General features: G+C 71.2%; 13 protein-coding genes. 1 reads left to right on the top strand and 12 read right to left on the bottom strand.

The features are described from left to right. Window positions 1–33: 33 nt before the first annotated feature. The 4 genes from ftsY to NGF19_RS18775 form a co-directional block, all read right to left on the bottom strand. Entirely contained in the window at window positions 34–1,233 is a 1,200-nt protein-coding gene (ftsY, locus tag NGF19_RS18760) for a signal recognition particle-docking protein FtsY (RefSeq protein WP_252426122.1), read from the bottom strand. 157 nt (window positions 1,234–1,390) lie between these two features. Further along, window positions 1,391–4,939, bottom strand: coding sequence for a chromosome segregation protein SMC (gene smc / locus NGF19_RS18765; protein ID WP_252426123.1), 3,549 nt, complete (start codon window positions 4,937–4,939; stop codon window positions 1,391–1,393). 230 nt (window positions 4,940–5,169) lie between these two features. Further along, window positions 5,170–5,373, bottom strand: a complete 204-nt coding sequence (locus tag NGF19_RS18770) for a hypothetical protein (RefSeq protein ID WP_043444185.1) — start codon at window positions 5,371–5,373, stop codon at window positions 5,170–5,172. Between the two features lie 369 nt (window positions 5,374–5,742). Beyond that, window positions 5,743–6,024, bottom strand: coding sequence for an acylphosphatase (locus tag NGF19_RS18775; RefSeq protein ID WP_252426124.1), 282 nt, complete (start codon window positions 6,022–6,024; stop codon window positions 5,743–5,745). Between the two features lie 232 nt (window positions 6,025–6,256). Here NGF19_RS18775 and NGF19_RS18780 point away from each other — a divergent pair, with 232 nt between their 5' ends. Beyond that, complete coding sequence (locus tag NGF19_RS18780; RefSeq protein ID WP_308288500.1) at window positions 6,257–7,042, top strand: CAP domain-containing protein; 786 nt, start codon at window positions 6,257–6,259, stop codon at window positions 7,040–7,042. Between the two features lie 41 nt (window positions 7,043–7,083). Here NGF19_RS18780 and mutM read toward each other — a convergent pair whose 3' ends face one another. The 8 genes from mutM to recG form a co-directional block, all read right to left on the bottom strand. Further along, the gene (gene mutM, locus NGF19_RS18785) at window positions 7,084–7,944 is read right to left on the bottom strand and encodes a bifunctional DNA-formamidopyrimidine glycosylase/DNA-(apurinic or apyrimidinic site) lyase (protein WP_252426125.1); all 861 of its coding nucleotides are present in this window, start codon (window positions 7,942–7,944) and stop codon (window positions 7,084–7,086) included. A gap of 199 nt (window positions 7,945–8,143) precedes the next feature. Next, window positions 8,144–8,944 (bottom strand): ribonuclease III, encoded by an 801-nt coding sequence (gene rnc, locus NGF19_RS18790; protein ID WP_252426126.1) that lies wholly within the window; start codon window positions 8,942–8,944, stop codon window positions 8,144–8,146. Between the two features lie 19 nt (window positions 8,945–8,963). Next, window positions 8,964–9,137 (bottom strand): 50S ribosomal protein L32, encoded by a 174-nt coding sequence (gene rpmF / locus NGF19_RS18795; RefSeq protein ID WP_003951102.1) that lies wholly within the window; start codon window positions 9,135–9,137, stop codon window positions 8,964–8,966. 2 nt (window positions 9,138–9,139) lie between these two features. Continuing rightward, window positions 9,140–9,784, bottom strand: coding sequence for a YceD family protein (locus tag NGF19_RS18800; RefSeq protein ID WP_252426127.1), 645 nt, complete (start codon window positions 9,782–9,784; stop codon window positions 9,140–9,142). Between the two features lie 165 nt (window positions 9,785–9,949). Further along, a complete protein-coding gene (locus NGF19_RS18805) occupies window positions 9,950–11,023 on the bottom strand; it encodes a cell division initiation protein (RefSeq protein WP_252426128.1) in 1,074 nt (357 codons plus the stop codon). 123 nt (window positions 11,024–11,146) lie between these two features. Further along, window positions 11,147–11,656: a pantetheine-phosphate adenylyltransferase gene (gene coaD / locus NGF19_RS18810; RefSeq protein ID WP_252426129.1), complete on the bottom strand. Its 510-nt coding sequence runs from the start codon at window positions 11,654–11,656 to the stop codon at window positions 11,147–11,149. Next, window positions 11,653–12,291, bottom strand: a complete 639-nt coding sequence (gene rsmD, locus NGF19_RS18815) for a 16S rRNA (guanine(966)-N(2))-methyltransferase RsmD (RefSeq protein ID WP_289735656.1) — start codon at window positions 12,289–12,291, stop codon at window positions 11,653–11,655. Before rsmD ends, coaD begins: the two co-directional genes overlap by 4 nt. Before the next feature lie 54 nt (window positions 12,292–12,345). Then, entirely contained in the window at window positions 12,346–14,544 is a 2,199-nt protein-coding gene (gene recG / locus NGF19_RS18820) for an ATP-dependent DNA helicase RecG (protein WP_252426131.1), read from the bottom strand. Between the last annotated feature and the right edge of the window lie 7 nt (window positions 14,545–14,551).

Genomic DNA, 14,551 nt, shown 5'->3' on the forward strand with positions numbered 1-14,551 from the left:
GTCGCGTACGCCGTACGTACGCCAGGGGTGTCGTCAGTCGCCGATAAGCGCATCCACGAACGCTTCCGGCTCGAAGGGGGCCAGGTCGTCGGCGCCCTCGCCGAGGCCGACCAGCTTCACCGGCACGCCCAGCTCACGCTGGACCGCGATCACGATGCCGCCCTTGGCCGTGCCGTCGAGCTTGGTGAGGACGATGCCGGTGATGTCGACGACCTCGGCGAAGACACGGGCCTGGATGAGGCCGTTCTGCCCGGTCGTGGCGTCGAGGACGAGCAGCACCTCGTCCAGCGGGGCGTGCTTCTCGACGACGCGCTTGACCTTGCCCAGCTCGTCCATGAGGCCGGTCTTGGTGTGCAGACGGCCCGCCGTGTCGATGAGGACGACGTCGGCGCCGATCTCCTTGCCCTCCTTGACCGCGTCGAACGCGACGGAGGCGGGGTCGCCGGCCTCGGGCCCGCGCACGGTGTGCGCGCCGACCCGCTCGCCCCAGGTCTGAAGCTGGTCGGCGGCGGCGGCGCGGAAGGTGTCGGCCGCGCCCAGGACGACGCTGCGGCCGTCGGCCACGAGCACACGCGCGAGCTTGCCGGTGGTGGTGGTCTTGCCGGTGCCGTTGACACCGACGACCATCACGATGCCCGGCTTGCTGGTCTCGGGCTCGGTGTGGACGGTGCGGTCCATGTCGGTGCCGACGAGCTGGAGCAGTTCGTCGCGCAGCAGGGCGCGCAGTTCGTCGGGGGTGCGGGTGCCGAGCACCTTGACGCGCTCGCGCAGCCGCTCGACCAGTTCCTGGGTGGGCCGCACACCGACGTCGGCGGTGAGCAGCGTGTCCTCGATCTCCTCCCACGTGTCGTCGTCCAGGTGCTCGCGCGACAGGAGCGTGAGCAGCCCCTTGCCGAGAGCGTTCTGCGAGCGGGAGAGGCGGGCGCGCAGCCGGACGAGGCGACCGGCCGTGGGCTCGGGGATCTCGATCGGCGGCGCTTCGACGGTGGGCGGCTCCTCGACGACCACGGTGGAGCCGTCGGGGAGGTCCACCTCCTCGATCGTCCGGCGTTCCTCGTCGCGCGGGGTCTCGGCCTCGTCGCCGACATGCGGCTCGGCCGGAGGGGCGGTGATGTCGGGCGGTGCGGGCGGGGCCGGAGGCAGCTGCCTCCTGCGGCGGGTGCCGACGATGAGCCCGCTGAGCGCGCCGATCACCACCACGGCGATGACTACAGCAAGGATGACAATGTCCATAACGCCTCAAGTATGGCGTGAAGCGCCGCTCGGCCGTTCGTTGTACGCGCGGCTCCGTTCCTCGCGCGTGGTCCGCTCGGCGAATCGTTGTGCTTGTGCGTAGGCCCGGTCGGCGATTCGTCGTACGTCGGCCCGCTTCAGCGAAGTCGCCGGCCGCTCAGCGAAGTCGTTGGCTGATGACCTTCGACACGCCGTCACCCTGCATGGAGACGCCGTAGAGCGCGTCGGCGACTTCCATCGTGCGCTTCTGGTGCGTGATCACGATGAGCTGCGAGGCCTCCTGGAGTTCCTGCATGATCCGGATCAGCCGCTGCAGGTTGGTGTCGTCCAGCGCCGCCTCGACCTCGTCCATGACGTAGAACGGGCTGGGGCGCGCCTTGAAGATCGACACGAGCAGGGCGACGGCGGTCAGCGACCGCTCCCCGCCGGAGAGCAGGGAGAGCCGCTTGACCTTCTTGCCCGGCGGACGTGCCTCGACGTCCACGCCCGTGGTGAGCATGTGGTCGGGGTCGGTCAGCACGAGCCGTCCCTCGCCGCCGGGGAACAGCCGTCCGAAGACGCCCTCGAACTCGCGTGCCGTGTCCCGGTAGGCCTCGGTGAAGACCTGCTCGACGCGCTCGTCGACCTCCTTGACGACCTGGAGCAGGTCGGTGCGCGTCTTCTTCAGGTCTTCGAGCTGCTCGCTGAGGAACTTGTGGCGTTCCTCCAGCGCCGCGAACTCCTCCAGGGCGAGCGGGTTGACCTTGCCGAGCTTCTGGTGGGCGCGCTCGGCCGCCGCCAGCCGCTTCTCCTGCTCGGCGCGGTCGAACGGCCGGGGCTGGTTGCGCGGGTGCGCCGGGTCCTCGGGCAGCTCCTCGCCCTCGGCGGGCGGCGAGGGCGGCACCAACTGGTCGGGACCGTACTCGGCGACCAGTCCCGCCGGTTCGACCCCGAGTTCCTCCAGCGCCTTGGCCTCCAGTTGCTCGATGCGCAGCCGCTTCTCGGCGCCGAGCACCTCGCCGCGGTGGACCGAGTCCGTGAGCTTGTCCAGCTCGGCCTTGACCTCGCGGCCCTCGGTGCGGGCGGCGGCGAGTTCCTGTTCGCGCAGCGCCTTGGCGGCCTCGGCCGCGCTGCGCTCCTCGTCCGCGCGGCGCAGGGACACCTCGACATGGGCGAGGAGCTGCCGGGCACCGGAGGCGACCGCGGCGGCGACGGCGGCCTCGTGCCGCAGCCGGGCCCACCGCTGCTCGGCACGCGCGCGTGCGTCGCGTTCGGCGCGGGCGGCCCGGTCCAGCGCGTCCGCGCGTCCGGCCAGCCCCTTGACCCGTTCCTCGTGGGTACGGACCTGGAGCCGGGCCTCCATCTCGGTCTGCCGCGCGTTCGCCCCGTCGGCGGCGAGCCGGTCGCGGCGGGAGGTGTCGGGCTCCTCCTCGACCGGCATCTCCTCGGCGACGGCGAGTCGCTCGGCCAGTTCCTCGACGTCCGCGAGCGCCTGGTCCAGGGCCTCCTGGGCGCGGGCCGCGGCGGCGGTGGAGCGCTCGGCCTCCCCGGCGGCGCCGCGCGCCTGCCCCGCCAGCCGCCCGAGCTGCTGGGCGACCGCGGACTTCTCCCGCTCGGCCGCCCGCCGCCGCTCCCCCAGCTCCTCGACGCGCGCGCCGCACTCCGTACGACGCTCCCCCGCGAGCCGCTGGGCGTCCGCCAGTTCCTCGCAGCGCACGGCGAGCTGCCGCAGCTCGGCGGCGGCCTCGTCGACGGAGGCCTGTACTTCGAGCAGGCTCGGTGCCCCGGCGGACCCGCCGTGCGCGAAGTGTGCCCCGAGGAGATCGCCCTCGGCGGTGACGGCGGTCAGCTCGGGTCGCGCGGCCACGAGTTCCTCGGCGTCCTCGAGGGTGGCGACCACGACGATGCCGCGCAGCAGCCGCCGGACGGCGGGCATCAGCTCCTCGGGGCCACGGACGAGGTCGGACGCGTACGGATGCGCCACGTCACCCGTGGGGGCTTCTTCCGGCGACCCCGCCAGCAGCAGGGCCGCGCGCCCCGCGTCCTGTTTGCGCAGGAACCGGATCGCGTCGGCCGCCGCGGACGGGTCCGTCACGGCGACGGCGTCCGCGGCGGCGCCGAAGGCCGCTGCCAGCGCGACCTCGTGGCCGGGGGTCACCGACAGCAGTTCGGCCGCCGGGCCGAGGAGTCCGCAGAGCGCGTCCATCGCGCCCAGCAGCACACCCGTGCCGTCCTTGCGGCGCAGCCCCAGCGCGAGGGCCTCGTGCCGGGCGGCGACCGCCGCGCGTCGGCGCTCGGCCGTGGTCGCCGCCTCGCGGGCCGCCGACAGGGCGGTCTCGGCCTCGGCCAGGGCCCGCTTCGCCGCCTCGTGCTGTTCGGTGAGGTCCGCGTCGCCCGCGTCCAGCCCGTCGACCTCGGCCTTGAGCGCCTCGTACTCCTCCTGCGCGGCGACGGCGCGTTCCCGCGCCTCGTCCCGGGCGGCGGCGAGCCGGTCGATCTCGGCCTGGGCCGCGGCGGCGCGGGAGCGGGCGGCGCCCACCTGTCCGGTCAGCCGGGCCAGGCCCTCGCGGCGGTCGGCGATGGCACGGGCCGCGTCCTTCAACCGCCGCTCCTCGTGAGCCAGTTCGCGCTCCAGCTCCGCCCGGTGCGCGACGGTGTCCTCCAGTGCGCGCTCGGCCGCTTCCAGCGCGGCCTCCAGTTCGGCCTCCTGCTCGCGGACGCGGGCGGCCTCACGCTCCAGGTCCTCCGGGTCGCGTCCGCGCCGTTCCTCCGGGGGCGCGGAGGTGGCGCTCTGCACGCGCGCGTCGGCCAGCGAGACCGTGCCGCGCACCCGCTCGGCGAGCCGCGACAGCTCGTACCAGGTCTGCTGGGCCCGCTGGAGACGCGGCGTCAGATGCCGTACCTCGTCCTCCAGGAGCGCCTCGCGCCGCAGCGCCTTCCGCAGCTCGTCCTCGGCGGCCTCCTTGCGCTCCTTGAGCGCGGCCTCGTCCGCGATCTCGGCCCGCAGCGCCTCCCGCAGCCGTACCAGGTCATCGGCGAGCAGGCGCAGCCGGGCGTCGCGGAGGTCGGCCTGGATGACCGCCGCGCGGCGCGCGACCGCCGCCTGCCTCCCCAGCGGCTTGAGCTGGCGGCGCAGTTCGTCGGTCAGGTCCTGGACGCGGGCGAGGTTGGCCCGCATGGCGTCGAGCTTCCGCAGCGCCTTCTCTTTGCGCTTGCGGTGCTTCAGCACGCCCGCGGCCTCTTCGATGAAGGCGCGGCGGCCCATGGGGTCGGCGTGCAGGACGGAGTCGAGCTGGCCCTGGCCGACGATCACATGCATCTCGCGGCCGATGCCGGAGTCGGAGAGGAGTTCCTGGATGTCGAGGAGGCGGCAGGTGTCGCCGTTGATCCGGTACTCGCTGCCGCCGTTGCGGAACATGGTCCGCGTGAGCGTGACCTCGGCGTACTCGATGGGCAGCGCGCCGTCGCTGTTGTCGATGGTCAGGGACACCTCCGCGCGGCCGAGCGGCGGGCGCCCGGTGGTGCCGGCGAAGATGACGTCCTCCATCTTGCCGCCGCGCAGCGACTTGGCTCCCTGCTCGCCCATGACCCAGCTCAGCGCGTCCACGACATTGGACTTGCCCGAGCCGTTCGGCCCGACCACGCAGGTGATCCCGGGCTCGAACCGGAGGGTGGTCGCGGAGGCGAACGACTTGAAGCCGCGGAGGGTCAGGGCCTTGAGGTGCACGCCGTCGGACTCTACCGGCCGCCGCTGTCTCACACTGCGAACCCCGGCTGCCTCGCGGTTTCACCCATGAACGCGCAGGGCACACCCTTCGGTGACGGGGAGGGGGCGCGGGGTAAGCGGCGGGGAAAGGAAAAGGGACGCCGGGGCGTCCCTTGCAACTCTGACAACTGAGCGGTCGATACGGGCGGCCCGACCGCTGCGTGTGCTGTTGTCGTGGAGCGATGCAGTGATCAGGTGAGCGCAGGCTCCGCCTGGTGTGCGTCGATGCTCTCCATGATCCTGTCGTGAGAAGCGGCAGCCGTCAGCGCGTCGTTCTCCGCCTGGATCCGTACGAGTTCGGATTCGAGTTCCTGGACGCGCTGCTGCAGCCGTCGCATCTCGGCGAGGAGTCGCGGGTCGGAGCCGCCGACGTAACCGAGAAGCGCCTTTGCCATGATGGATGGTCCTCCACACTGAGTGACCGACCGAAGCGGTGTGGGTCGTGAGGGATTCGCACCCGCGGTGCTTGGCACTCTTGGGGTTTCTTGCCGTTCTCACATGCCAAACAGCTAAGGTGCGCGGGGCTTTCAGCGTCTCACCAAAAAGTTTGACGGTCAACACGATCACACGCTGTACCGACGTACGGCCCGGGGGTGCGCGGCCGGTGACGGGCGGCGCTCCGACTCCTGCGGGCCCTTGCGGGCGTGGAGATCAATCGTTCCTGCGGAGCCTCCCACGACCCGTCGTCCTTGGCAACCACCAGGGCGTTTCCCCTCCCGGCGGGCACCGCTCCGGGCGCCACGACGCGATCTCGCGACCCCGGCTCAGCGGACCGCGAAGCCGTCGTAGCCGCCGCGAGGCGTGTCCCAAATCTCAGTGACGCCGTCCACCCGCCCGGGTGTGTCGTCGCCCTGGAGCCACTCCAGCAGCCCCTCGCACCCCTCCCGGGGACCCTCGGCGACCACCTGGACACGCCCGTCGTCCAAGTTGAGAGCGAAACCACACAGGCCGCCGATCTCCAGCGCCTTGGCCCGTGTGAACCAGCGAAATCCCACACCTTGAACACGTCCGCGTACCCACGCGACGAGCCGTGCATCGTCGTTCATGGCTGCACGCTAACCGGCCGTTGCGACTGCGAGCACATCACCCCCCGTCGTCATGCGATACCGTCCCGACCCGTACATCTCATAGGGGGAATCACTCGATCGAGTGGTTGGCGCTGACCGCGAGACCAGGCAGGAAGGCCAGCAGATGGGAAGTCACCGACGTTCCGCCGGTGCAATGGAGGACGAGCCGCGCACGGATCGCTCGCACCGTAGAAGGAAGGTCCCCGTATCGATGCGCACGGGCCTGCTGGGTGTCTCAGCGGCCGTCGCACTCGGAACGGTGGCCGTCGCCACGGGGGTGCTGCCCGGTGGCGGGCATGTCACGGTGAGCGGCGATTCCGGCAGCGACACACAAGCCGAGGGCGAGACCGGCCCGGCCGCACAGGGTGGTACGGCCGACACCGCGAGCGAGCGCGCGGCCACGACCGCCAGCCGCCACTCCGACCGTAAGGACACACCGACCGCGACCCCGTCGGCCTCGGCGTCGGCCTCGGCGTCCGCTTCGGCCGCTCCGAAGAAGCCGACGCACAAGCCTTCGCCCACCCCGTCCCGGGTGGCCTCGAAGGCACCGACCACCGCCGAGGCCGCGCGGCCCGCCGCGACGAAGCCGACGAGCGTCCCGCGCCAGCGGACAGCGGCCCCTTCCTCGGTCGAGGCCCAGGTGATCGCGCTGGTCAATCAGGAGCGGGCCAAGGTGGGCTGCAGTCCGGTGACCGCGAACAGCGCCCTGAGCGGGCTCGCCCAGGCGTTCAGCGAGGACATGGCCGCGCGGAACTTCTTCGACCACACCGACCCCAGCGGCAACGACCCCTGGGACCGTGCGAAGGCCCGCGGCATCACCGGCCTGGGCGGCGAGAACATAGCCCGCGGCCAGGCGAACGCCCAGGCCGTGATGGACGCGTGGATGCACAGCCCCGGCCACCGGGCGAACATCCTCAACTGCGACTTCAAGACGCTGGGCGTCGGCGTGCACTACGGCAGCGGTGGCCCCTGGTGGACGCAGGACTTCGGTTACTGACGTACTGACGTACTGACGACGGCGGCGGGCGCCGCGGGCACTTACGACGTGACCCGTGGCGCCCGCTGGCACTTGGGGCAGAAGTAACTGGACCGGTTCATCCAGGAGCGGCGGCGCACCGGTGTGCCACAGCGTCGGCAGGGCAGTCCCTCACGCCCGTACGCGTCCAGCGACCGGTCGAAGTAGCCCGACTCCCCGTTCACGTTGACGTAGAGGCTGTCGAAGCTGGTGCCGCCGACGGCGAGCGCGGCTTGCATCACCTCCCTTACGTGGCCGAGGAGTTCGGCCGTGCGCGGGCGGGTGAAGTGCGCGGTCGGGCGCTCGTAGTGGACGCGGGCGCGCCACAGGGCCTCGTCCGCGTAGATGTTGCCGACGCCGCTGATCAACGACTGGTCGAGCAGGGCCCGTTTGACGGTCGTGCGCTTGCGGCGCAGCGCCTGGTGGAAGGCGTCGTCGTCGAAGGACGGGTCGAGCGGGTCGCGGGCGATGTGCGCGATGACGTCGGGCAGCCCGTCGGGGTCGGTGTCGTGCAGCGAGAGGCCGCCGAAGGTGCGCTGGTCGACGAAGCGGAGTTCGGTGCCCTGGCCGTCGTCGAAGCGGACGCGGACGCGCAGGTGCTTCTCGTCGGGGGCGTCGTGCGGCTGGACGAGGAGCTGGCCGCTCATGCCGAGGTGGGCCAGGATCGCCGTACCGGTGGTGTCGACCGGGATCCAGAGGTACTTGCCGCGTCGGCTCGGGGTGCCGAGGCGTTCGGCCTTCAGCCGGTGCGCGAAGTCGTCGGCGCCCGCGGTGTGGCGACGGACGGCGCGCGGGTGGAGCACCTCGACATCGGCGACGGTGCGGTGGGCGACCCAGCGTTCCAGGCCGCGTCGTACGACCTCGACCTCGGGCAACTCGGGCACGGAATCCTCCGGAAGGGTGAACGGGGCCGACGAGCGCAGAGTACCTCTCCGACGGCAGCCCCGGTCCGCTCATCCCATGCATCCCATGAGCCCCATAGGTCTCCTGCGCCTCGTACGCCGCAAGCCCCGCATACGACGGACCCCGCACCGGCGTGGTCGCCGGGGCGGGGTCCGAGGTGAAGGATCCAGGCCGAAGGACTCAGGCCGTGGCCGGGTCGCTCGTCGAAGCCGAAGACTCGGCCTCGGCCTGCTTCGCGCGCTCGTCCGCGGCGGCGCGGATGGAGCGCCAGGCCGACTCCGCGGCCTGCTGCTCCGCCTCCTTCTTGCTGCGGCCGGTACCGGTGCCGTACGAGACGCCTCCGACGCGGGCAGCAGCAGTAAAGGTCTTCTCGTGGTCCGGGCCGGTCTCCGTGACCAGGTACTCGGGCACACCGAGCCCCTCGGTCGCGGTCAGCTCCTGGAGACTGGTCTTCCAGTCCAGGCCGGCACCGAGATTCGAGGACTTCTCGATCAACGGGTCGAAGAGGCGGTGCACCAACTCGCCCGCCGCGTCCAGACCTTGATCGAGGTAGACAGCACCGATCACCGCTTCGAGGGTGTCGGCGAGGATGGACGCCTTGTCCCGGCCGCCCGTGCCCTCTTCGCCCCGGCCGAGCCGGATGAAGGAGCCGAGGTCGAGCCCGCGGCTCACCCCGGCCAGCGCACGCGAGTTGACCACCGCGGCCCGCAACTTGGCCAGTTGGCCTTCGGGCAGGTCGGGGTGGGTGCGGTACAGCGTGTCCGTGACGACGAGGCCGAGCACGGAGTCCCCGAGGAACTCCAGCCGCTCGTTCGTCGGCAGGCCGCCGTTCTCGTATGCGTAAGAGCGATGGGTCAGCGCACGCACCAGAAGGGCGGACTCGACCTTGTAGCCGAGCCGCCCTTCCAGAAGCGTGTGGGACGAGGCCGTGTTGTCCGCCGCACCCCCGTTGCGACGGGGACTGCTTTTGGCGTCAGACATCAGACCTGTCACCAGCCGCTCAGACCTCGAGGACCTGACGCTTGTTGTAGGTGCCGCACGAGGGGCACGCAATGTGCTGCTGCTTGGGCTCGTGGCAGCGCTCGCACGCAACCAGGGTGGGGACCGCAGCCTTCCACTGCGACCGGCGGTGGCGCGTGTTGCTGCGCGACATCTTCCGCTTCGGAACAGCCACGGCTACTTCTCCTGCTTCTCGTCGACGCCCGCATCGGCGCCGCTCTTGTCGTCCTTATCGCCGGGTTCGAGTGAACCGGCGAGTCCCTGCAGTGCCGCCCAACGGATGTCGACGGCGTCGTGGTGGTGGTCCGGGTCGTCTGCGAGTCGTGCCCCGCACTGGGAGCACAGACCCGGGCAGTCCTCCCGGCACACCGGCTGCATCGGCAGTGCGAGCACCACCGCATCGCGCAGCAGAGGTTCGAGGTCGAACAGGCCGTCCTCGAGGAAGAATCTGTCCTCGTCGTCCTCGGCGTCGTCGCCGGGTTCCGTCACAGGACGGCCCCGGTCGTCGGCGTCAGGGTACGAGAACATCTCCTGGAAGTCCGCTTCGAGCTCCAGCTCCAGCGGCTCCAGACACCTTACGCACTCCCCCTCGGCCGATGCACGGGCGGTACCCGTGACGAGTACCCCTTCCATGACCGACTCGAGTCGGAGTTCGAGCTCCACCGGGGCGCCCTCGGGCACCCCGACGACTCCTTGGACACCGAAGTCCTTCGGGGCGTCGACCGTGCGGTTCAGGCGCTGCAGCGCACCAGGACGCCGACCCAGCTCGTGCGTGTCGAACACGAAGGGGTTGCGGTGGTCGAGGTGGGCGTTCAGGGCCATTCCTGCTTTCGGTCTTCGAAGCTCGGGGAGAGACGCCGTCCCGCGGTGTTCCGGGCAGCGCAGATCGCTATGGGTACGTGCGACCGAAGAGCCAGGATACTTGACCTTTCGCTCTCGGCCCAATCCGGTCCCTCCAGGGGCCGGGACCTCGCGCGTCGGGAGCGCTCAGTGACCGCCGCGTCCCTGTTCGTACTCCCGCAACTGCTCGGCACTGATCATGCTGGTGTCGAAGAGGCTGGTCTCGTCCAGGACGTTGTCCTTGCCGTAGCCCTGCTGCGTCTGCCCCTGCCCCTGGACCTGTCCCTGGCCGTACGAGGTCTGCTGGTCGTACGTCTGCGCCTGCGGGTAGGCGGCGTACGGATCGGCCTGCTGGTAGCCGTACGCGTCCTGCTGGGCATACGCCTGCTGGTACCCGTAGGGGTCGCTCTGCTGGTAGCCGTACGGGGCCTGGGTCTGCGCGTAGGCCGGCTCCTCGGCGTGGCTCGGCCGGGCCGGGGCGGCCTGGGGGCGGGCCGGGGTGTCGGCGAGGGCCGCGAGATCGGCGAGGTAGTCGGCGTCGCTGGAGTGCTGCACTGTCGTCATGTCGTCGGCGAGGGCGCCGAGGTCGTCGGTGGCGATACGGCCCTGGAGCTTCTGGCGGCCCTTGCCGACGGCCTCCAGGGTCTTGGCGAGCACGGCCTCGAAGGCGCCGAGCTTGGCGTCCACATAGCTGTCGGCGTCGCGGCGCAGGGTCTCGGGGTCATGGCTGCGCTCGGGGGCGTCCGCGTCCTCGCGGCCCTGCTCGTCGAGGCCGGGACCGGTGCCGAGGAGCTTCTCGCGGCCACGGCCGACCGAGCCGAGCGTCTTGGTGAGGACGACCTCGAAGTTGGCGAGCTTGGAGTCGACGTACTCGTCGGCCTCCGCGCGGACCTCCTCGGCCTCCTGACGGGCCTCGGTCAGGATGCGGTCCGCCTCGCTCTGGGAGCGGCGGGCGACCTCCGTGTCGGAGATCAGGGAGCCGCGCTCGGCATGGGCACCCTCGATGATCCGCTCGGCCTCCTGGCGGGCCCGCTCGACCATCTGCTCACGGTCGCCGATCAACTCCCGGGCCTGGGCCAGGGAGTCGGGCAGCGCCGCGCGCACCTCCTCGAGCTTCGAGAGCAGTTCGGCGCGGTTGATCACGCACGAGGCCGACATGGGCATGGCTCGGGCGCTGGAAACCATCGCGACGATCTCGTCGAGCTTCTTCTGCACGTCCACCGTGTGCTCGCCACTCTCTACAGCCGGGTTGGAGACGGTCGGGTCGACTGTACGACCACTCCCGCCCCACCCGACACCGGGTGACGGTCCGTCAGCTCCTGAGGGGGCCGGACGCGGCCCCCATCAGCCTTTCGCGAAGCGCCTGTTGAGGGCGTCCAGGACGACCGGCGGCACGAGGTGGGAGACGTCGCCGCCCCAGGCCGCGACCTCCTTCACCAGCGAGGAGGACAGGAAGCTGTAGGTGGGGTTGGTGGGGACGAAGAGGGTCTCCACCCCGGAGAGGCCGTTGTTCATCTGCGCCATCTGCAGCTCGTAGTCGAAGTCGCTGACGGCGCGCAGGCCCTTGACGATGGCGGGGACGTCACGCTGCTTGCAGTAGTCGACCAGCAGGCCGTGGTACGCCTCCACGCGGACGTTCCCGAACTCGGCGGTGACCTGGCGGATCAGGTCGATCCGCTCGTCGACCTCGAACAGGCCCTTCTTGGACTTGTTGATCATCACCGCGACGAACACCTCGTCGTACAGCTTCGAAGCGCGGGCGATGATGTCGAGATGTCCGTTGGTGATCGGGTCGTACGACCCGGGACAGACGGCGCGGCGCACTTGAGATCCCTCGCTCTCCGGTCCGGTCATCGTGCGTCTTCGCACGTAGAGGCGGCGCGACCGTACCAAAACGTCCCCTCACCGTAGCGACGGGCCCGGAGGGCTTCGAAGCCGTCGGGCCACTGGAACTCTCCGCCTCTGGTGCTGCGCTCCACGGTGACGAGGGCTTCGGTCGCAAGCCAGCCCCCGGTGCGGAGTGTGAGCAGAATCTCGCGGAGATCGCCGTCGGAGACCGCGTACGGCGGGTCCAGGAAGACGATGTCGTACGGCTGCGCCGGGGCCGGCGCCTGGACGATCTGCTCCGCTTTGCCCGTTCTGACCTCGGCGCCGGGCAGGCCGATCGCCTTGACGTTCTCGCGGACCGTACGGGCGGCGCGGGCGTCGGCCTCGACCAGGAGGGTGTGCCCCGCGCCGCGGGAGAGGGCCTCCAGGCCGACGGCGCCCGAGCCCGCGTACAGGTCGAGGACCCGCTCGCCGTCGAGCGGGCCGCCGAGGAGGGACTGCCAGGTGGAGAAGAGGCCCTCGCGCGCGCGGTCGGAGGTGGGACGGGTGCCGTTCCCGGGCGGGACGGCCAGACGGCGTCCGCCGGCCCGGCCGGCGATCACGCGGGTCATCTCTTCGGTCCTTGTCGGTGGGCGGTGCGGTGACGCCTTCCAGTCTCTCAGCCGAACGCGCCGGGGAACGCACCTGCCCTCGCCACGTTCCGCGAGGGTCCGCGCTCACCCCTTGTCCAGATACTGCTCCCGTTCCTCGTCCAGGAGGGCTTCGAGGGCCGTGCGCAGGCCGGGGAGGTGGTCCAGGTCCGGGTCTGCGGCGACCACCGCGGTGGCCTCCTCCCGGGCCTCGGCGATGATCTCCTCGTCCTCGATGACCGCGAGCATGCGCAACGAGGAGCGGGCGCCGGACTGGGCCTGGCCGAGGACGTCGCCCTCGCGGCGCTGCTCCAGATCGATCCGGGACAGCTCGAAGCCGTCGAGCGTGGACGCCACGGCACCCAGGCGCTGACGGGCCGCGCTCGCCTCGGGCATCTCCGTGACCAGGAGGCAGAGTCCGGGCGCCGAACCACGGCCGACCCGGCCGCGCAACTGGTGGAGCTGCGAGACCCCGAAGCGGTCGGCGTCCATGATCACCATCGCGGTGGCGTTGGGGACGTTGACGCCGACCTCGATGACCGTCGTCGCGACCAGGACGTCCGTCTCACCGGCGGCGAAGCGGCGCATCACCGCGTCTTTGTCGTCCGGCTGCATCCGCCCGTGCAGAACCTCGACCCCGAGTCCTTGCAGGGGCCCCTTGGCGAGCCGGTCGGCCACGTCGAGCACGGCGAGCGGCGGGCGCTTCTCGGCCTCGTCCTCGGGGGACTTCTTCTTCGCCCCCTCCTCCTCGTCCCCGATGCGCGGGCAGACGACGTACGCCTGGTGGCCGTTCGCCACTTCCTCGCGCACCCGCTCCCAGGTACGGGTCAGGAAGTGCGGCTTGTCCGCGGCGGGCACCACATGGCTGGCGATCGGCGAGCGCCCGGCCGGGAGCTGGTCGAGGACGGAGGTCTCCAGGTCGCCGAAGACGGTCATGGCGACCGTGCGCGGAATGGGCGTGGCCGTCATGACGAGCAGATGGGGCGGCTGCTTGCCCTTGCCACGCAGCGCGTCCCGCTGCTCCACCCCGAAGCGGTGCTGCTCGTCCACCACGACCAGCCCGAGGTCATGGAACCGGACCTTGTCCTCGATCAGCGCATGCGTGCCGATCACGATGCCCGCTTCCGCGGTGACGAGGTCGAGCAGCGCCTGTCGCCGCGCCGCCGCGCCCATGGAGCCGGTGAGCAGCACGACCTTGGTGCCGTGCTCGGCACCGCCGAGCATCCCTCCTTCGGCCAGCTCGCCCATCATCTCCACGATCGACCGGTGGTGCTGCTGGGCGAGCACCTCGGTGGGGGCGAGCATGGCGGCCTGCCCGCCCGCGTCCACCACCGCGAGCATGGCCCGCAGGGCGACCATCGTCTTGCCCGAGCCGACCTCGCCCTGCAGCAGGCGGTGCATCGGATGCTCGGTGGCCAGGTCGTCGAAGATCTCCCGGGAGACCTTCCGCTGGCCCTCGGTGAGGGTGAAGGGGAGCCGGGCGTCGAAGGCCGTCAACAGGCCGTCGGGGCGGGGGACACGGGGCACCGCCGGGAGTTCGGCGTCGGCGTGGCGGCGGCGGGCGAGGGCGACCTGGAGGACGAAGGCCTCGTCCCACTTCAGCCGGGAGCGGGCCTCGGTGATGTCCGCCTTGGTGTGCGGGCGGTGGATCTTCAGGAGGGCTTCGGGCAGGGAGAGCAGGCCCCTGCCGTCGCGGAGGGAGTCCGGCAGCGGGTCGATCGCCTCCTGGGCGCTCGGCAGCACTGTCTGCACCGCCTTGGCGATCTTCCAGGACTCCAGCTTGGCCGTGGCCGGGTAGAGCGGGATCAGGGCGCCCGCCCAACTGTCCACCGTCTCCGTCACGTCGTCGCCGCGCAGCAACTCGTAGGCAGGATGGGCGAGTTGGAGCCTGCGGTTGAAGACGGAGACCTTGCCCGCGAAGAGCGCACGGGTGCCCGGCAGTAGCTCCTTGTGCGGCTTGTGCACGCCGTTGCCGAAGAAGACGAGCTGGAGACGGCCGCTGCCGTCGGTGATGGTGACCTCCAGCCGCTGGCCCTTGCCGCGCGGGGCCTTGGCCGAGGCGAAGGTGTGCAGGCGGGCGTCGGCGACCTGGGCCACCACCGTGACGTGCTCGTCCATGGGCAGATCGGCGAGATGCGTGAGCTGCCCGCGCTCCTCGTATCTGCGGGGGTAGTGGTGGAGCAGGTCTCCGACGGTGTGCAGGCCGAGGCGCTCGGCCATCACCTTCGCGGTGGCGGGGCCGAGCACCTTCTTCAGTGGTTCTTCCAGTGCGGGCACGGGATCCATTGCACAC

The sequence above is a fragment of the Streptomyces macrolidinus genome, from assembly GCF_023887685.1.
Lineage (GTDB): Bacteria > Actinomycetota > Actinomycetes > Streptomycetales > Streptomycetaceae > Streptomyces > Streptomyces macrolidinus.

Bases quoted from the DNA above. Each gene is read 5' to 3' on its own strand.
- ftsY (WP_252426122.1), bottom strand. From the start codon at position 1,233: ATGGACATTGTCATCCTTGCTGTAGTCATCGCCGTGGTGGTGATCGGC.
- NGF19_RS18770 (WP_043444185.1), bottom strand. From the start codon at position 5,373: ATGGCAAAGGCGCTTCTCGGTTACGTCGGCGGCTCCGACCCGCGACTC.
- NGF19_RS18775 (WP_252426124.1), bottom strand. From the start codon at position 6,024: ATGAACGACGATGCACGGCTCGTCGCGTGGGTACGCGGACGTGTTCAA.
- NGF19_RS18780 (WP_308288500.1), top strand. From the start codon at position 6,257: ATGCGCACGGGCCTGCTGGGTGTCTCAGCGGCCGTCGCACTCGGAACG.
- rnc (WP_252426126.1), bottom strand. From the start codon at position 8,944: ATGTCTGACGCCAAAAGCAGTCCCCGTCGCAACGGGGGTGCGGCGGAC.
- NGF19_RS18800 (WP_252426127.1), bottom strand. From the start codon at position 9,784: ATGGCCCTGAACGCCCACCTCGACCACCGCAACCCCTTCGTGTTCGAC.
- coaD (WP_252426129.1), bottom strand. From the start codon at position 11,656: ATGACCGGACCGGAGAGCGAGGGATCTCAAGTGCGCCGCGCCGTCTGT.
- recG (WP_252426131.1), bottom strand. From the start codon at position 14,544: ATGGATCCCGTGCCCGCACTGGAAGAACCACTGAAGAAGGTGCTCGGC.